16 protein-coding genes are annotated in these 15,529 nt (G+C 48.9%); 1 reads left to right on the top strand and 15 read right to left on the bottom strand.

Features of this window, described 5'->3' with window-relative positions:
• Nucleotides 1-163 precede the first annotated feature (163 nt).
• The 9 genes from fabG to AC0TWI_RS03925 all read right to left on the bottom strand — a co-directional run bounded on the left by fabG (nucleotide 164) and on the right by AC0TWI_RS03925 (nucleotide 9,893).
• Nucleotides 164-907 carry a 3-oxoacyl-[acyl-carrier-protein] reductase gene (fabG, locus tag AC0TWI_RS03965; RefSeq protein ID WP_488125032.1) on the bottom strand — a complete coding sequence of 248 codons (744 nt, stop codon included), beginning with the start codon at nucleotides 905-907 and terminating at the stop codon, nucleotides 164-166.
• The gene (gene fabD / locus AC0TWI_RS03960) at nucleotides 904-1,851 is read right to left on the bottom strand and encodes an ACP S-malonyltransferase (protein ID WP_488125031.1); all 948 of its coding nucleotides are present in this window, start codon (nucleotides 1,849-1,851) and stop codon (nucleotides 904-906) included. The genes fabG and fabD overlap by 4 nt, the downstream gene beginning before the upstream one ends.
• Before the next feature lie 24 nt (nucleotides 1,852-1,875).
• Nucleotides 1,876-2,859, bottom strand: coding sequence for a phosphate acyltransferase PlsX (gene plsX, locus AC0TWI_RS03955; protein WP_488125030.1), 984 nt, complete (start codon nucleotides 2,857-2,859; stop codon nucleotides 1,876-1,878).
• A 5-nt stretch (nucleotides 2,860-2,864) separates the two neighbouring features.
• Nucleotides 2,865-3,437: a transcription factor FapR gene (gene fapR, locus AC0TWI_RS03950; protein ID WP_488125045.1), complete on the bottom strand. Its 573-nt coding sequence runs from the start codon at nucleotides 3,435-3,437 to the stop codon at nucleotides 2,865-2,867.
• A gap of 228 nt (nucleotides 3,438-3,665) precedes the next feature.
• Nucleotides 3,666-5,714, bottom strand: coding sequence for an ATP-dependent DNA helicase RecG (recG, locus tag AC0TWI_RS03945; RefSeq protein WP_488125029.1), 2,049 nt, complete (start codon nucleotides 5,712-5,714; stop codon nucleotides 3,666-3,668).
• Nucleotides 5,707-6,594, bottom strand: coding sequence for an L-serine ammonia-lyase, iron-sulfur-dependent, subunit alpha (gene sdaAA, locus AC0TWI_RS03940; RefSeq protein WP_488125028.1), 888 nt, complete (start codon nucleotides 6,592-6,594; stop codon nucleotides 5,707-5,709). The genes recG and sdaAA overlap by 8 nt, the downstream gene beginning before the upstream one ends.
• A 53-nt stretch (nucleotides 6,595-6,647) precedes the next feature.
• Nucleotides 6,648-7,310: an L-serine ammonia-lyase, iron-sulfur-dependent subunit beta gene (gene sdaAB / locus AC0TWI_RS03935; protein WP_488125027.1), complete on the bottom strand. Its 663-nt coding sequence runs from the start codon at nucleotides 7,308-7,310 to the stop codon at nucleotides 6,648-6,650.
• Nucleotides 7,311-7,833: 523 nt separating this feature from the next.
• Complete coding sequence (locus AC0TWI_RS03930) at nucleotides 7,834-9,513, bottom strand: DAK2 domain-containing protein (protein ID WP_488125026.1); 1,680 nt, start codon at nucleotides 9,511-9,513, stop codon at nucleotides 7,834-7,836.
• Nucleotides 9,514-9,530: 17 nt separating this feature from the next.
• Nucleotides 9,531-9,893, bottom strand: coding sequence for an Asp23/Gls24 family envelope stress response protein (locus AC0TWI_RS03925; RefSeq protein WP_488125025.1), 363 nt, complete (start codon nucleotides 9,891-9,893; stop codon nucleotides 9,531-9,533).
• A gap of 287 nt (nucleotides 9,894-10,180) precedes the next feature.
• Between AC0TWI_RS03925 and rpmB the strand changes: the two genes are divergently transcribed.
• The gene (rpmB, locus tag AC0TWI_RS03920; RefSeq protein WP_488125024.1) at nucleotides 10,181-10,369 is read left to right on the top strand and encodes a 50S ribosomal protein L28; all 189 of its coding nucleotides are present in this window, start codon (nucleotides 10,181-10,183) and stop codon (nucleotides 10,367-10,369) included.
• A 53-nt stretch (nucleotides 10,370-10,422) separates the two neighbouring features.
• Here rpmB and spoVM read toward each other — a convergent pair whose 3' ends face one another.
• The 6 genes from spoVM to AC0TWI_RS03890 all read right to left on the bottom strand — a co-directional run bounded on the left by spoVM (nucleotide 10,423) and on the right by AC0TWI_RS03890 (nucleotide 15,527).
• Complete coding sequence (gene spoVM / locus AC0TWI_RS03915) at nucleotides 10,423-10,503, bottom strand: stage V sporulation protein SpoVM (protein ID WP_144920313.1); 81 nt, start codon at nucleotides 10,501-10,503, stop codon at nucleotides 10,423-10,425.
• An 80-nt stretch (nucleotides 10,504-10,583) separates the two neighbouring features.
• A complete protein-coding gene (locus AC0TWI_RS03910) occupies nucleotides 10,584-11,255 on the bottom strand; it encodes a thiamine diphosphokinase (protein ID WP_488125023.1) in 672 nt (223 codons plus the stop codon).
• A complete protein-coding gene (gene rpe / locus AC0TWI_RS03905) occupies nucleotides 11,252-11,911 on the bottom strand; it encodes a ribulose-phosphate 3-epimerase (protein WP_488125022.1) in 660 nt (219 codons plus the stop codon). The genes AC0TWI_RS03910 and rpe overlap by 4 nt, the downstream gene beginning before the upstream one ends.
• Nucleotides 11,912-11,913: 2 nt before the next feature.
• Nucleotides 11,914-12,795, bottom strand: coding sequence for a ribosome small subunit-dependent GTPase A (gene rsgA / locus AC0TWI_RS03900; protein WP_488125021.1), 882 nt, complete (start codon nucleotides 12,793-12,795; stop codon nucleotides 11,914-11,916).
• 21 nt (nucleotides 12,796-12,816) lie between these two features.
• Nucleotides 12,817-14,778, bottom strand: coding sequence for a Stk1 family PASTA domain-containing Ser/Thr kinase (gene pknB / locus AC0TWI_RS03895; protein WP_488125020.1), 1,962 nt, complete (start codon nucleotides 14,776-14,778; stop codon nucleotides 12,817-12,819).
• Complete coding sequence (locus tag AC0TWI_RS03890) at nucleotides 14,772-15,527, bottom strand: Stp1/IreP family PP2C-type Ser/Thr phosphatase (protein WP_488125019.1); 756 nt, start codon at nucleotides 15,525-15,527, stop codon at nucleotides 14,772-14,774. Before AC0TWI_RS03890 ends, pknB begins: the two co-directional genes overlap by 7 nt.
• Between the last annotated feature and the right edge of the window lie 2 nt (nucleotides 15,528-15,529).

Raw genomic sequence — 15,529 nt, 5'->3', positions numbered from 1 at the left:
CCAGCGCTTGTCGCCGATAAGCAGGCGCCCTCCGCTTTTCTCTGTCCAGCTCCGGCGGCTAGGGGCTCGAGGTCACAAGCCATGCAAGGCCAAAGGCAAAAAGCGCCTTTTTCCTTGCCCGTCTTGTGCTTGTCGCCCCTGGGCGAGCCGCCTCCGCTTTTCTTTACATCACCATTCCGCCATCAATATGTATCGTTTGGCCGGTGATGTAGGAGGCGGATTCGGAGGCGAGGAAGATGGTTGTTTCGGCGATGTCTTTTGGGTCGCCGAAGCGGGCGAGCGGGATTTGCTTGAGCATGGCTTCCTTTGTTTCCTCCGGCAGTTTATCAGTCATGTCGGTCGCGATGAAGCCAGGTGCGATGGCATTGACGGTGATGCCTCTGGATGCAAGCTCTTTTGCCGTCGTTTTCGTCAAGCCGATTACGCCTGCTTTGGCTGCCACATAGTTTGCCTGCCCCGGGTTTCCGCTGACTCCGACAATGGACGCAATGTTGATGATCCGTCCGGATTTTTGCTTCAGCATTTGCCGCGTAACAGCTTTCGTGCAGAGGAAGACCCCTTTCAGGTTGATGTTCATAACATCGTCCCATTCCTCTTCCTTCATTCTCATCAGGAGATTATCCTTTGTGATTCCAGCGTTGTTCACGAGAATGTCGATACTGCCGAATGTTTCGATTGCCAGTTTCATCATGTCCTGGACGTCGCTTGAAATGGAGACATTCGCTTTGCAGGCAACAGCCTGCCCACCGTTTTCTTGGATTTCATTTACAACTGCTTTCGCCGCTTCTTCGCTGCCCGAGTAGTTGACCACAACGTTCGCCCCTTCTCTTCCGAGTGAGAGTACGATTTCTCTGCCGATTCCACGAGATGCACCGGTTACGACTGCCGTCTTGCCATTCAACTTCATGCCATACCCTCCTTGATCCCTTCGATTGCCGCAGCAAGGCTGTCGGCATCAGAGACGGAATATGTTTGTACGTTGCGGTTGATTTTTTTAATCAGCCCGCACAGAACCTTTCCTGGACCGATCTCCACAAATGTATCAACGCCGAGTTCGATCAATTGAGCAACAGAATCTTCCCACAGAACTGGAGAATACAGCTGTTCAATCAATCCTTCCCGGATTTGACTGCCTGCTGTAACAGGCTTGCCGGACACATTGGCGATGACCGGAACTCCTGCGTCCTGGATCGTAATCCCGTCGAGGATGCTGCGGAATTTTTCTGCTGCCGGTTCCATAAGCCTTGAATGGAAAGGACCGCTCACCTGCAGCGGCAGGACCCTTTTCGCTCCTTTTTCCTTCGCGAGTGCACCGGCTTTTTCCACACCGGCAACGGTGCCCGAAATGACGATTTGTCCAGGGCAGTTCAGGTTGGCCAGTTGGACAGAGTCGCCAGCGGACGTAATCTCTGTCGTTACTTCCTCTAAAACCGTCCGATCCAATCCGAGAACAGCCGCCATTGTTCCTTCGCCGTTCGGCACAGCTTCCTCCATCAGTTCGCCGCGCATATGGACCGCATAGACAGCTTCCTCAAAGCTGATTGCACCGCTCGCCGCAAGCGCCGTGTATTCACCCAGGCTGTGGCCGGCTGTATAATCCGCTTTGATCCCTGCTGCATCGACCAGCTTCCATAATGCAATCCCTGCCGTCAAAAGGGCCGGTTGCGCATTAGCCGTCTTTGTCAGCTCTTCCTGCGGACCTTCAAACATGATTTTGGAAAGAGGATAACCAAGCCGCTCATCGGCCGCCTGGAAATAGCGGGCTGCTTCCTCGTATTGGTCATATGCAGATTTGCCCATTCCTGTTGTCTGGGACCCTTGTCCCGGAAAAACAAATGCGATTTTCCCCATTTTTCCCCAACTCCCTGTTTTGTATCAGCCTTTCATCACTGATTCTTTTATTTTTCCAATCATATTCTGTTCCACCATCATTCTCGTTTGGCGGACCGCATGAAAAATTGCATTCGCATTGGAAGAACCATGGGCCTTTACTACGGGTGCCTGTAAGCCGAAAAGAGCCGCCCCGCCGTATTCAGTATAGTCCAATTGATCCTTCAATCCTTTTAGATCCGATTTTACGATGCCTGTAGCAATTTTATTCTTCAGGCTTTTCGTAAGCGTCTCTTTTAACATCGAAAAGATCGCCGATGCTGTTCCCTCAATCGATTTTAGGACCACATTGCCGGTGAATCCGTCCGTAACGACGACATCGGCGTGGCCTGCAAGCAAATCCCGTGCTTCAATATTGCCGATGAAGTGGATATCCGCTTCTTTCAGCAGAGAAAAAGCGGCTTTCGTCAGTTCATTCCCTTTTTTCTCTTCTGATCCGATGTTCAAAAGGGCCACTCTCGGCCGTGTTATGCCTCGTACCCGCTCAGCGTACACGCTGCCCATCAAAGCATACTGCAAAAGATGTTCCGGTTTTGCATCCGCATTCGCTCCGAGGTCGAGCATCAGGAAGCCTTTCCCATCCAAAGTGGGAAGAGTCGGTGCAAGGGCCGGCCGGTCGATTCCTTCAATTCTTCCGACGACGAATAGACCGGAGGCCATGAGCGCTCCTGTGTTTCCTGCCGAGATGCAGGCGTCCGCCTCGCCATCAGCGACCGCTTGCGCCATCCGGACCATGGAGGCATCCTTCTTCCTCCTTACCGCCCGGACAGGCTCGTCCTCCGCTTCAATGATCTCTTCCGCGTGGACCACTTTTACATTTTCTCTCTTCTCAACATATTGCTCAATGCCCGCCTGTCTGCCGTAAAGAATAAATTCCGTATCTGCAAATTCAGCAGCAGCGCGGTTGATTCCCAATACAACCTCTTTCGGAGCATGATCTCCGCCCATTGCATCAATCGCTATTTTCATGTTCATCACCCTTTATGTTGGCTCGATCTGTACATTTCAAAGTCTCCTGAAAATACAAGCTCCTGCCCGACATAGCTGTTCACTTCGATAAAGGCGCGGCGGCTCGTTCCCGTACTTTTTTTCAGCTTTGCCTTCGCTACAACCCTTTCCCCTTCCTTGACTGGCCGGGAGAAATGGATATTAGCCCTAACTGTCAGAGCCAGCTCATCATTGATCACAGCTACGGCCAATGAATTCGCCTGTGCGAACAGGTGGTGGCCCCTTGCAATCCGGTTCCGTTTGAAAACATGTTCACTTTTAATGTCCAAAATCGAAATCGCCGATTCATCCAATTGAATATCAATGACTTCCCCAATCACTTCGTCAATCGGCAGCGCCCTCACTTCATCATTGACATGCTGTTCCGCCACCGACTTGATCCTTTCCCGTAATTCGGGGATAGCAAGCTCCATTCGGTCCAGCCGAATTGTTTGCACACTGACAGAAAACCTTACAGCAAGCTCTTCGTCTGTCACAAACGGGTTCTCACCGATTGTTTGTTCCAGAAGCTTCTGCCTTTCCTTTTTGGAAAGCTTCATATTCATCAGCACCATTTCCAGATATTAAGACTAGGTATTAATATCAGTATAAAAAAAATCCCGCACTTAAGCAAGGATAAAGTAAAACGATGAAAAAAGGGGGATGTCCATTCAGCTTCCGCTGATTAGCAGTGTACCTATCGGGCATTACTGCTTTAATCCCCCGTTCGTCATTTTATATGTTTTTTAAGAGTTGATTGACGCAGGTTAAGGACAATCCGTATCCCATCAATCTAGTTTCTCGCCGGTCAGTGCACCCGTTTCCTCCAGATACTCACGCAAGTGCAAGTACTCATCCCCGTTCCAAAATTCATCTGACTCAATCATCTTGGCTGCATCATTTCTCGCAGTTTCAAGTGCCCGGTAATCATGGACCATGTCAGCCATTTTGAATTCCGGAAGTCCGCTCTGCTTCTTGCCGAAAAAGTCGCCAGGACCCCGAAGTTCCAAGTCTTTTTCACTTAAAACGAAACCGTCATTCGTCTCTGTCATGATTTTCATCCGCTCTTTTCCGGTTTCCGACTTTGGATCGGCGAGCAAGATGCAGTAGGACTGCTCGCTTCCTCTCCCGACCCGGCCCCTGAGCTGATGGAGCTGTGACAAACCAAACCGCTCCGCATCATAAATAACCATCAGCGTGGCATTCGGAACATTTACCCCTACTTCGACGACTGTAGTGGATACGAGCAGATTGATCTCATTTTTACTGAAACGCTGCATGATTTCTTCCTTTTCAGCAGAAGGCAGGCGGCCGTGCATCAAGCCGATTTCAAATCTGCCGCTGAAATAGGACGACAGCATATTATAGACATCGACTGCATTTTGGTAATCAAGTTTATCCGATTCCTCAATAAGGGGGCAGATCACGTATGCCTGTCTCCCTTTTTGCATTTCGCCTTCCATAAAGCCGAGTATCCGGTCAAACATATTATGCTTGGCCCAAATCGTTTCGATTTTCTTTCTTCCGGCCGGCATTTCGTCAAGTACGGAAACATCCATCTCTCCGAATACTGTTATGGCAAGCGTCCTTGGTATTGGCGTCGCCGTCATGAACAGGACATCGGGACTCTCACCTTTCTCCCGGAGGATCTTCCGTTGCTCGACGCCGAATCGGTGCTGTTCGTCTGTAATGACAAGACCAAGATTTTTGAAGTTCACTTCATCTTGGATAAGAGCGTGGGTGCCGATCAGGACATCGATCTCTCCTTTCGCCAACCGCGCCAAAATGTCCTTCCGCTTTTTCCCCTTGACGGAGCTTGTCAGCAATTCAACGACAGCACCGGAAGAGCCAAGCAATCCGGCCAAACTTTCGGCATGCTGCTCAGCCAGTATTTCCGTCGGCACCATTAATGCCCCCTGATAACCCGCCGTATATGAAGCATAAAGGGCGATTGCGGCCACTGCCGTCTTCCCGGAGCCCACGTCTCCTTGGAGCAGCCGGTTCATCTTATAAGGCGATTTCAAATCATGGCATATTTCATTTACAACTCTTTTTTGTGCTCCGGTCAGTTCAAACGGCAGCGAGCCGATGAATTTCTTCAGTTTCTCCAGGTCATAGGATTGACTGATGCCTCCCGAGTTTGCTCGCTCCACTTTGCGGAGTGCTTGCATTTTCAATTGAAAAAACAAAAATTCTTCATATACCATACGCCGTCTCGCATGCTTGAGATCTTCTCGTGCTGAAGGAAAATGTATGTTGCCGAGCGCAGTTTTCTTTTCGGGAAGCTTGTATTGCTGCAGGATAGATTCAGGGAGAGTTTCTTCTATGTTACTTCCGAATTCATTGAAAGCCTGTGCGATATACCGCCTCATCGCCTTGACGGTCACTTTTCCCTTTACCGGATATACCGGTTCAAAATCCGCGGTACCGGCATGCGAGCCAAGCTTAATATCGCTGCCCGTAATGGTCTGGCGATGTTTGTCCCATTTTCCGGAAATGGTTACCGTATCGCCTGGGGAGAGCTGGTTTTTTAAATAAGGACGGTTGAAAAATGTCGCTTTAATTAAATAGGGATCAACAAGAACATGGAGCGTCAGTCTATTTTTCCTTTTTCCATAAAACATAAGGGAAGGTTCACTATGAACCTTCCCTTCCACAGTGATCCTTTCTTCGTGGGCGACCTCTGCCAAATCTTTTAATCTTGCGTCATCATACCGGAACGGCAGATATTCCAATAGGTCGGCTACCGTCACGATACCAAGTTCTCCAAGTGTTGTCGCCGTTTCTTGGCCAATCCCTTTTAAGATACTGACAGGCTGTTTGAGTGGGTTAGTCAATGTCGACACGCGCCATTCCGAAAATTTTCGCTTCCAGCATCTTGCCTGTAGGGGTGGCTGCTAATCCGCCCTCCGCTGTTTCCCTCAGCGAGCTTGGCATTTGCTTTCCGATTCTGTACATGGCATCAATCACTTCATCACAAGGGATCCGGCTGGAGATGCCTGCAAGCGCCATATCGGCTGCGACCATCGCATTTGCCGCCCCCATCGCGTTACGCTTGACGCATGGCACTTCGACAAGTCCGGCAACCGGGTCGCACACAAGACCAAGCATATTCTTTAACGTAATAGCCATTGCCTCTGCACATTGCTGCGGAGTGCCGCCCGCCATTTCTACAATCGCTGCTGCGGCCATTCCTGCGGCAGAACCAACCTCAGCCTGGCATCCCCCAGCAGCACCGGAGATCGAAGCGTTGTTCGCGACAACAAATCCGAACGCGCCCGATGTAAAAAGGAACTTGACCATCTGTTCCCGTGTTGGGTTCAGCTTGTTTTTCACAGCAAATAGCGTTCCGGGCACAACACCCGCCGAACCCGCAGTCGGCGTCGCACAAATGGTTCCCATTGCCGCATTCACTTCATTCGTAGCAACAGCTTTGCTGACAGCATCCAAAATGATTTCACCCGAAAGGAAATTTCCTTTTTTGATGTAATTTTGCATCAAGACTGCGTCTCCGCCAGTCAGTCCCGAATGGGAAGTGACCCCTTTTAATCCTCTCTCAACTGCTTCTTCCATGACCGTCAGACTTTTATCCATTTGGTGAAAAATCTCCTCATACGACCGGCCGGATGTTTCCATCTCCTGCTCGATCATGACATCTGAGATCTTCTTGTTCTGACTCTCTGCGATGCTGACCAATTCTGCTACATTGCGAAACATGTTGATATTCCTCCTTCTAGAAACCGGATGGTGCCAGTCGAGCAGCTGGCTTCTTAATCTACCACTCTGGCGACCTGCTGAATGTTGGGCAGCTGTTCAATTTCCTGTAGAACGGCTTCCTCAATATTCTGGTCGACTTCAATCGTCATCAAAGCCATCTTCCCTTTTTCTTTACGGGACACTTCCATATGGCCGATATTGATCTCATGGCGGCTTAATATATTTGATACGGCTGCGATTGCACCAAATCGGTCGTCATGTACAACGAGGATCGCGGGATGGTGCCCGGATAGTTTCAGTTCAAAACCGTTCAGCTCGGTGATCTCTATTTTTCCGCCGCCGATTGAAATGCCGACAAGCTCCATCTCGCCGTTCTCATCGCCAATTCTGATTCTTGCGGTGTTCGGTTGATTGGCATTCGCTTTCTCTTCGATAAATTCCACTCTAATTCCTTTTGCCTTCGCATTGTCCAACGACTGGATAATGCGCTCATCAAATGTGTCGTAATCCAGCAGCCCTCCGATTATGGCAACATCTGTCCCATGTCCCTTGTATGTTTTGGCAAAGGATTCGTAGAGTGAGATTTCTGCCCATTTCGGTTCTCTGCCAAAAAGACTCCGGGCGACTCTGCCGATTCTAGCAGCGCCTGCTGTATGGGAACTGGACGGACCGATCATGACCGGACCGATAATATCAAATACACTTTTATATTTCATATTCTACCCTCTCCTTGTCTGTAACCGGCTTCTCCAGACACAAGGAAATAGAAGGGGGACCCCTTCTATTTCCTTTGCTGCTTATCGACTTTCTATCATTTACAGTTGGCTCCGCTTTTCTTCTAGGCTAACTCCGGGCGCCTAGGGACTCGGGGTCATAAGACAAAGTTGGATAAAGGCTGGAAAGCGCCTTTTTCCGCCTTTGTCTTATTCCTGTCGCCTCTGAGCAAGGCGCCCTTCGCTTTTCGTTATTGTCCAGCTCCGGGCGGCAGCGACTAGCAGATTTCGAGATTCTTCCTACGATAAGTCAACATCGGCTCTTTCGTCGCCGTGTTTCCTTTATCTCGTCAGAATCCCTCCAATCTGTACGTCGCTAAGCGCCGCCCTTCGCTTTTCGTTATTGTCCAGCTCCGGGCGCCAGAGGCTCGAGGTCATAAGGTCAAAGAAGCTAAAGGCTAGAAAGCGCCTTTTGCTTCTTCGTCCTTATGCTTGTCGCCCCTGACCAGGCGCCCTCCGCTTTTCGTTATTCAACCGAGAAGATGTACGGGTAGAGCGGTTGGTTGCCGTTGTGGGTTTCGATTTCGATATCCGGGTAGTTTGTTTGGATGTAGTCGAGTAGCGCGTTTGTTGCGGTCTCGTTTGCATCCTCGCCGGATAGAATGGTCAGGATTTCGGAATCGTCGCTGATCATTTTTTCCAACAGCTGTGTTGCTGTATCGTTCATGGTCTTCGATGTGACGACGATTTTGCCGTCGGCGATACCCATGTAGTCGTCTTTCTCGATTTCCAGGCCGTCGATCGCTGTGTCTCTTACAGCATATGTGACTTGGCCTGTCCTTACCTGGGCCATCGCCTCTTCCATCCCGCTCTTATTCTCGCCGAGCGGAATGTTGCCATTAAATGCAAGAAGTGCTGCAAGTCCTTGCGGAACGGTCTTTGAAGAGACAACTGCTACATTCTCTTCCGCCAGTTCAGCGGCCTGTTCTGCTGCCATGATGATATTTTTATTGTTTGGCAGAAGGATGATATTCTTGGCATTTGCTTTTTCGATCGCTTTCATGAAATCCTCAGTGCTCGGGTTCATCGTCTGTCCGCCCTCGATGATTTCGCTTGCGCCGATGCTTTTGAACAATTCAGCGATTCCTGATCCCATCGATACGGCGATGATGGCAAAGTCCTGTTTTTCTGCCGGGCGGGTTTCCGTCTTCGCGGCAGGACGATGCTGAGGCGGCTCGTTTCCGACAATCGAGCTGTGCTGCTCTCTCATGTTCTCAATCTTCATTTTGATCAGATCGCCGTATTGTTGGCCGTATGACAATACGTTCCCTGGTGTTTCAGAGTGAATATGGACCTTCGCCACATCCTCATCTGCAATGACAAGCAGTGAATCCCCATACTCGCTCAGGTCATTTCTAAATTCTTCTTCGGAGAAAGGTTTCTTCCCTTCCGTAAACCGCACCATGAATTCTGTGCAGTAGCCAAATTGGATGTCTTCGGTATTCATGAATCCCTGGACATGCTGGTGATGGTTGGCACTTACGAAATCATCCAGCGACAATGCCGAGACAGGAATCTCAGGCAAAGCCTCACCTTTCAGTACGGCAAGGAATCCCTCGTAAACGAATACGAGCCCCTGGCCGCCGCTATCCACTACTCCGACCTCTTTTAGTACCGGCAAAAGGTCCGGCGTCCGATTTAGAGATGCTTTTGCCTCTTTCACAACCGCCTCCATGACAGCTACGATATCAATCTCTGTCTTGGCCGTTTCCACTCCCTTTGCAGCCGCATCTTTCGCAACTGTTAAGATGGTCCCCTCGACAGGCTTCATCACTGCTTTGTAAGCTGTTTTCACTCCTGCATCCAGCGCTTGGGCAAAATCTGTGCTCGTCAACAATTCCTTCGTTTCAATGTCCTTAGCGAACCCCCTGAAGAGCTGTGACAGAATGACACCAGAATTCCCTCTTGCCCCCATCAGCAGGCCTTTTGACAGCGCAGCCGCCACCTTTCCGACATGGGCCTGCATATGCTGCTGTACTTCCCTCGATCCAGACGACATCGACAAATTCATGTTGGTGCCGGTGTCGCCATCAGGCACAGGAAACACATTCAAAGCATCGACCATTGCCGCATTGGCGGACAAGTGGTTGGCACCTTGTATGATCATTTCTGCGAATCGATTTCCATCCAAAGATGTAATAGACACTCCTAATTTCCTCCTCATCAAGGATTCACAACTCGAACCCCTTGAACGTAAATGTTGACGGTATCAGCAGACATGCCAATCGTCTTTTCCAATGTGTATTTAACTTTCGATTGGACATTAGCAGCCACCTCGGAAATTTTTGTTCCGTAGCTGACGATAATGTACATATCTATATGCAAGGCGCCGTCTTCCTGGCGAATGATGATTCCGCGGGTAAAGTTTTCTCTGCGCAAAATCTCAGTCAATCCATCTTTGATTTGCTGCTTGGATGCCATGCCAACGATTCCGTAACAATCGGTAGCCGCCCCGCCGGCGATCGTCGCAATTACATCACTTGAAATTTCAATTTGGCCATATTTTGTTTTCATTTCGATGGACATTCAACTTCCCCCTTATGGTCAAAATACATAAATGCAGGATGTTAACGCATTCAAGCATATTCCTATAGATTATTTTACTATAGAACAAGTTAATTTCAAAGTATCACCTGTCCGATTATCCTTGCGCCGCCTTTCCTTGTCAAGGAAATCTTCTTTAAACAATGATACTGGAGTATTGCATTCTGGCAATTTGTATGGTAATTTATTTAAGTATCATTCATGATGACGAATAATTGAAGTGATGAGACAACCAATATTCTTACTTCAGCGACGGGAGGGAATGTAATATGCCAAAACAATGTGTCATTACCGGCCGCAAAACAAGCTCAGGCAACAAACGCTCACACGCGATGAACGCCAGCAAACGTACTTGGGGTGCCAACTTGCAAAAGGTCCGCATCCTGGTTGACGGCAAGCCAAAACGTGTATGGGTATCAGCTAGAGCGCTGAAATCCGGCAAAGTCGAACGCGTATAATGAAAAAGAAAAGACCGGCCGCTGGCCGGTCTTTTCTTTTATTATATCCATTGTCAGCCTTTTTTGAATGTCCCCAGCATTGCTCTTACAATGCCTCCAAGAAATCTGGGCAGCTTGATTGTATAAAATCTCATCACTTTCCCTCCTAATTCTCTCGGTCTTTCTCTCCGCTCAACACTATTATATTCGCCTGTTATGGATAAGTACGCGCCCGTCAACAATCGGGCGGGGATAAATCTTCACTTCTTATCATCATTAATATGCCTTTTTCAAATGAAAAAGTACCGGTTTGTTCAGCCAGTTCATTACTGATGCACAGCGAAGAACCAAATGGGACGGTTTTATTTTTCAGCGGATACTTAAAACCTTCGAGTGTCAGTCCGGTTATCGTTCCGGAAAGAGGGATAAATGAGACATATTGTTTGCTGTCCTGAAGGACGCTATAGGTTCCTGGAAAATAAGCGCTTAGCTCATTCTGGTTATCTATGATTTTTATTGATACCGATCGGTTCTTTTCAAGCAGCGGAACGAGCATCATAGCGTTCGCAAAAAAATGGTCAAGCCTGCCGCCGGTCGCCCCAAAAACAAGAATTTCTGCGGGCTTGTATTCAAGGGCGGCAAGCATCGCCAATTCCATGTCCGTTTCGTCCTTTTCGGGCCTATATTGCTTTACTTGGCCCGCGGAAAGGATGATTTCTTCCATGTTAGCAGGCGGGATGGAATCAAAATCACCGACAGCCAAGTCGGGTACAAGTCCTGCTGCCAGAATATGTTCGACACCTCTGTCGGCACCGATCCAAAAACCATCCGATTGTGCAAACTGCCGCAGATCAGGGATTAGCCGGGCTGGTCCTCCTGCGACAACATAGACTTTTGTAGCATTCATCTTTCAGCTGTAAGTGCCTGGCGGATTTTGCCCATCGCCGCAGCTCTGTCCTTTTGGCCGAAAATGGCTGAACCGGCAACGAATACATCCGCCCCTGCATCCCGACAGATTTTTGCGGTGGCGGCATCAATCCCTCCATCCACTTCAATTTCAATCCTGTGATTCATTTTTTCCGCAAGTTCTTTCACTTCAGTAATTTTCGGGACGACGGCCTCGATGAATTTTTGCCCGCCAAATCCTGGATTGACTGTCATGATCAATACCATGTCCGTCTCTTGAAGTACATATTGCAGACAAGAAACAGGGGTTCCCGGGTTGAGGACAACGCCCGCTTTCACACCGAAACCTTTGATTACCTGCAAAGTGCGGTGCAAATGTGGGGTGGCTTCTGCATGGACGGTAATCATATCTGCACCCGCCTTGGCGAACGCTTCAATGTAATTGTCAGGTTCGCTGATCATCAGATGTACATCCAATGGCAGATCCGTCACGGCCCGGGCTGCTTCCACGACGAACGGGCCCATGGAAAGATTCGGAACAAAGTGGCCGTCCATCACATCAATATGGATATAGTCAGCACCTGCTGCTTCCACTTCCCTTATTTCGTTGCCAAGCTCCGCAAAATTTGCGGCTAAAATGGAAGGTGCAATTTTCATGCTTAATACCTCGGCTTTCTATCTTGTATTTCAGCAAGGAATTCCAAATAATGCTCATAACGGTAATCCGGGATTTCTCCGCTTGCTACTGCTTCTTTTACTGCACATTTCGGCTCATTGACGTGAAGACAGCCTCTGAATTTGCAGTTCTCGCTCCTTCTTGCCATCTCTGGGAAAGCATGCGCAAGATCTTCCGCTTCTATTTCGTTAAAATCAAGAGAGCTGAAACCGGGCGTATCGGCTACGAGCCCTCCGCCAATATCAATCAGCTCCACATGCCTTGTCGTATGTTTCCCACGGCCGAGTGAAGCGGAGATTTCGTTCGTCTTAATATCGAGATCAGGTTTCAGCACATTCAGAAGCGAAGATTTGCCAACACCAGACTGACCGGCAAACACGCTCGTTTTTCCTTTTAAATGAGGCCAAAGAGGTTCAATCCCTTCCTCTGTCCTGGAGGAGAGGAGAAGTACATCGTACCCCGCTTCCCGGTAATCGTCGCTGTAACGCTCAACCGACTTCCGCTCTTTCTCTCCAAGAAGATCCGCCTTCGTAATACAAATGATCGGCAATATTTCCTTTGACTCAATAATTACGAGAAAACGGTCAAGAAGAGCCGGGCTGAAATCCGGCTCCGCTGCAGAGAAAACGAGAATGGCCTGGTCAATATTGGCGATCGGCGGCCGGACCAACTCATTTTTCCTTGGTTTTACTTCCATGATGTATCCCTCGCGGTCATTTTCCGCCTGGTATGTCACAATGTCGCCGACAAGAGGGTTCACCTTGTTCAGCCGAAAGACACCGCGGCCTCTGCACTGGATAATGTCCTCATCTGTTTGTACATAGTAAAAACCGCTCAATGCTTTGATAATTTTACCTTCGGTCATGGCACACGTCCTTTCCTAAGTTTATTCGCCCGGATAATGGACTTCTTGTTCCTCGATGACGGTATTGTCCCTGATCACTTTATAGCCGGCTTTCTTTCCTTTTTCAATCGTGAACTCAAGGACTTTTCTCTCAGTCTCAACTATTGAGAATGAATCGGCAGGTGTGGTCATACTGTGGTTGAAATCCTCAATGAAAATTCTTATCTCTTGGGGCTCACCCTCCACGGCCGGTTCATAAGGAATGACAATCTCCTTCGTCAAAGTCTGAGGCGGAACTTCCTCTTTACCTTTTGACATGATAACCTTGACCGTTTCACCTTTTGACAGTTTAGCTTTTGGTTCATGGCTTTGGGAAATCACCTGACCAGCCGGAACCGTATCATTGTACTCCTCTGTTGACATGTCAATGTTGAGCCCGGTATCATCTGCATAGCTTTCAAGCGCCTTCTGATTGTAGCCGCGCAAGTCTTTCAATTCAATTTTGGGTTCCCCAAGACTCACCGCGAAGGTGATTGTCGTGTCTTCCGGAATCACCTCTGTTTCGGGCTCGATATCCTGGTCAAGAATTGTGCCTGCTGGCAAGGTGTCAAATCGATCCTCCTTATTCACAGGCTTGAACCCAGCTTCTTCCAGCATGGTTTTCACTTCGTCAAAGGAGCGGCCTTTATAATCGCCTACCGAATATTTCTCTTTTCCTAAAGAAACATATATGTCGACCCCGCTGCCTTTTTTCACTTCACGGTTCGCCTTCGGATATGTCTTGATGACGTCGCCTTCTTCGATTTCATCATCCGGTGTTTCTAATGTCTCCCTCACATCCAGGCCGACTTCCGTCAGTTTTGCAACCGCGTCTTCAAGACTCTCGCCGCTGACATCAGGGATCTTGACATCTTGGGACTGGTTCAAAGCCGGCATAATGAAGAAGAGGAAAACAAAGGCAAGCAGCAGCAATGCTACAATTGAACCGAGGATAATCGGCAGCTTTTTACGCTTTTTCTTCTTGCTATCTTTCTTTTTTAGCGGTTTTTCCTTTTTGGCAGGCCGGTCTTCCTCTTGCTTTGCTTCAACAGCCTGAAAAGGCCGTTCATCAAGGATGGCCGGCATGATCTTTGTGGCATCATCATCTTCGGGAATCGCAAACTTCGGTTCGTTCATCCGCTCAGGGTAAAGCGCAGTCTGCAAATCCTTTTCCATTTCTTCTGCATCTTCATACCGGTACATCGGATCTTTGGCAGTCGCTTTTAAAACAATGTTCTCAACGCTCTGCGGAAGATCCGGGTTCCACTGTCTGGGCGGCGGTGTATCCGACTGCAAATGTTTCAAAGCGATCGATACTGCGGATTCACCCGAGAAAGGCAGCGTGCCGGTCAACAGTTCGAACATGACAATACCAAGTGAGTAAATGTCAGACTTCCTAGTCGCCATCCCGCCCCTTGCTTGCTCCGGAGACAAGTAATGGACCGATCCGAGCACGGTATTCGTTTGTGTAATCGCAGTTGCGCTTAAAGCTACTGCGATTCCAAAGTCAGTGATTTTCACGTGACCGTCATGGTCAATTAAAATATTCTGCGGCTTGATATCCCGGTGAATAATATGATTCTCATGAGCGTGGGCCAATGCAGACGCCAGCTGCTGCATGATGTCGAGAACGGTGGCAACCGGGATCGGGCTGTGTTGTTGAATATACTGCTTGAGCGTCATGCCAGCGACATATTCCATGACGATATAGTATAGCTGGTCCTCTTCTTCTCCCACATCATAAATACTGACAATATTGGGATGGGCCAGGCTTGTCGCTGCTTGTGCCTCCCGTTGGAACCGCTTGATGAATTCTTCTTCATTCTTCGAGCTTACCCGCAGAATTTTCACGGCCACATCCCGATCGAGGATCATGTCATGGGCAAGGTAAACATTCGCCATGCCTCCGTCGCCGATCATCCGGATAATTTTATATCTGCCGCTGATTCTTTTTCCAATCAGCATGGCGTACACCCGCTTTCAGCTTCCTGCTTTACGATGGCGACAGTAATATTGTCTTCTCCGCCATTTTGATTGGCCAGGACAACCAATTGATCCGCTTTTTCCGCCAGCGGCTTCTCCGCCTTCAACACTTCTGCCAACTCTTCGCCGGACAATTTATTCGACAGCCCGTCTGAGCAAAGCAAAAGCAGGTCTTCTTCTTCGAATGTCAGCGTCTTGACATCCATCCCAATTTCAGTTTCTGTGCCAAGCGCTTTAAGTACGACATTTTTGCGTGGATGATGCTCGGCATCCTCGTGGGAAATGAGTCCGGTTTTGACGAGTTCATTTACGAAAGTGTGATCTTCGGTCAGTTGCTGAAATCCGTTTTCATTTAGGATATAGCAGCGGCTGTCTCCGATATTGACAATCGTGGCAAACAGTTCCGTGCAGATGGCAGCGACCAGTGTCGTTCCCATCCCCGCACAATGCTCATTGGTGTTGGCATATTCAAGTATTTCCCGATTGGCATTCGGGATACTTTGCTGAAACCACTTTTCAGCATCATCTGGTGTCGTCATTTTCCCCGACTCCTGCCAACTTTTTGACAGGGAAGCGACAGCCATCCTACTGGCCACATCTCCCGCTTTATGGCCGCCCATCCCGTCTGCCACGATCGCCAGGCAGTCATGATGGGTGTTGAAAAAAATGCCGCCATCATCTTCATTATGGCGGCGGACTTTTCCCTGGTCTGTCCTAAAGACCGTTTCCATAC

The sequence above is a fragment of the Lederbergia sp. B243.17 genome, from assembly GCF_057657925.1.
The sequence above is the reverse complement of the archived record's forward strand: the minus strand, read 5'-3'. Positions and strand labels throughout refer to the sequence as shown.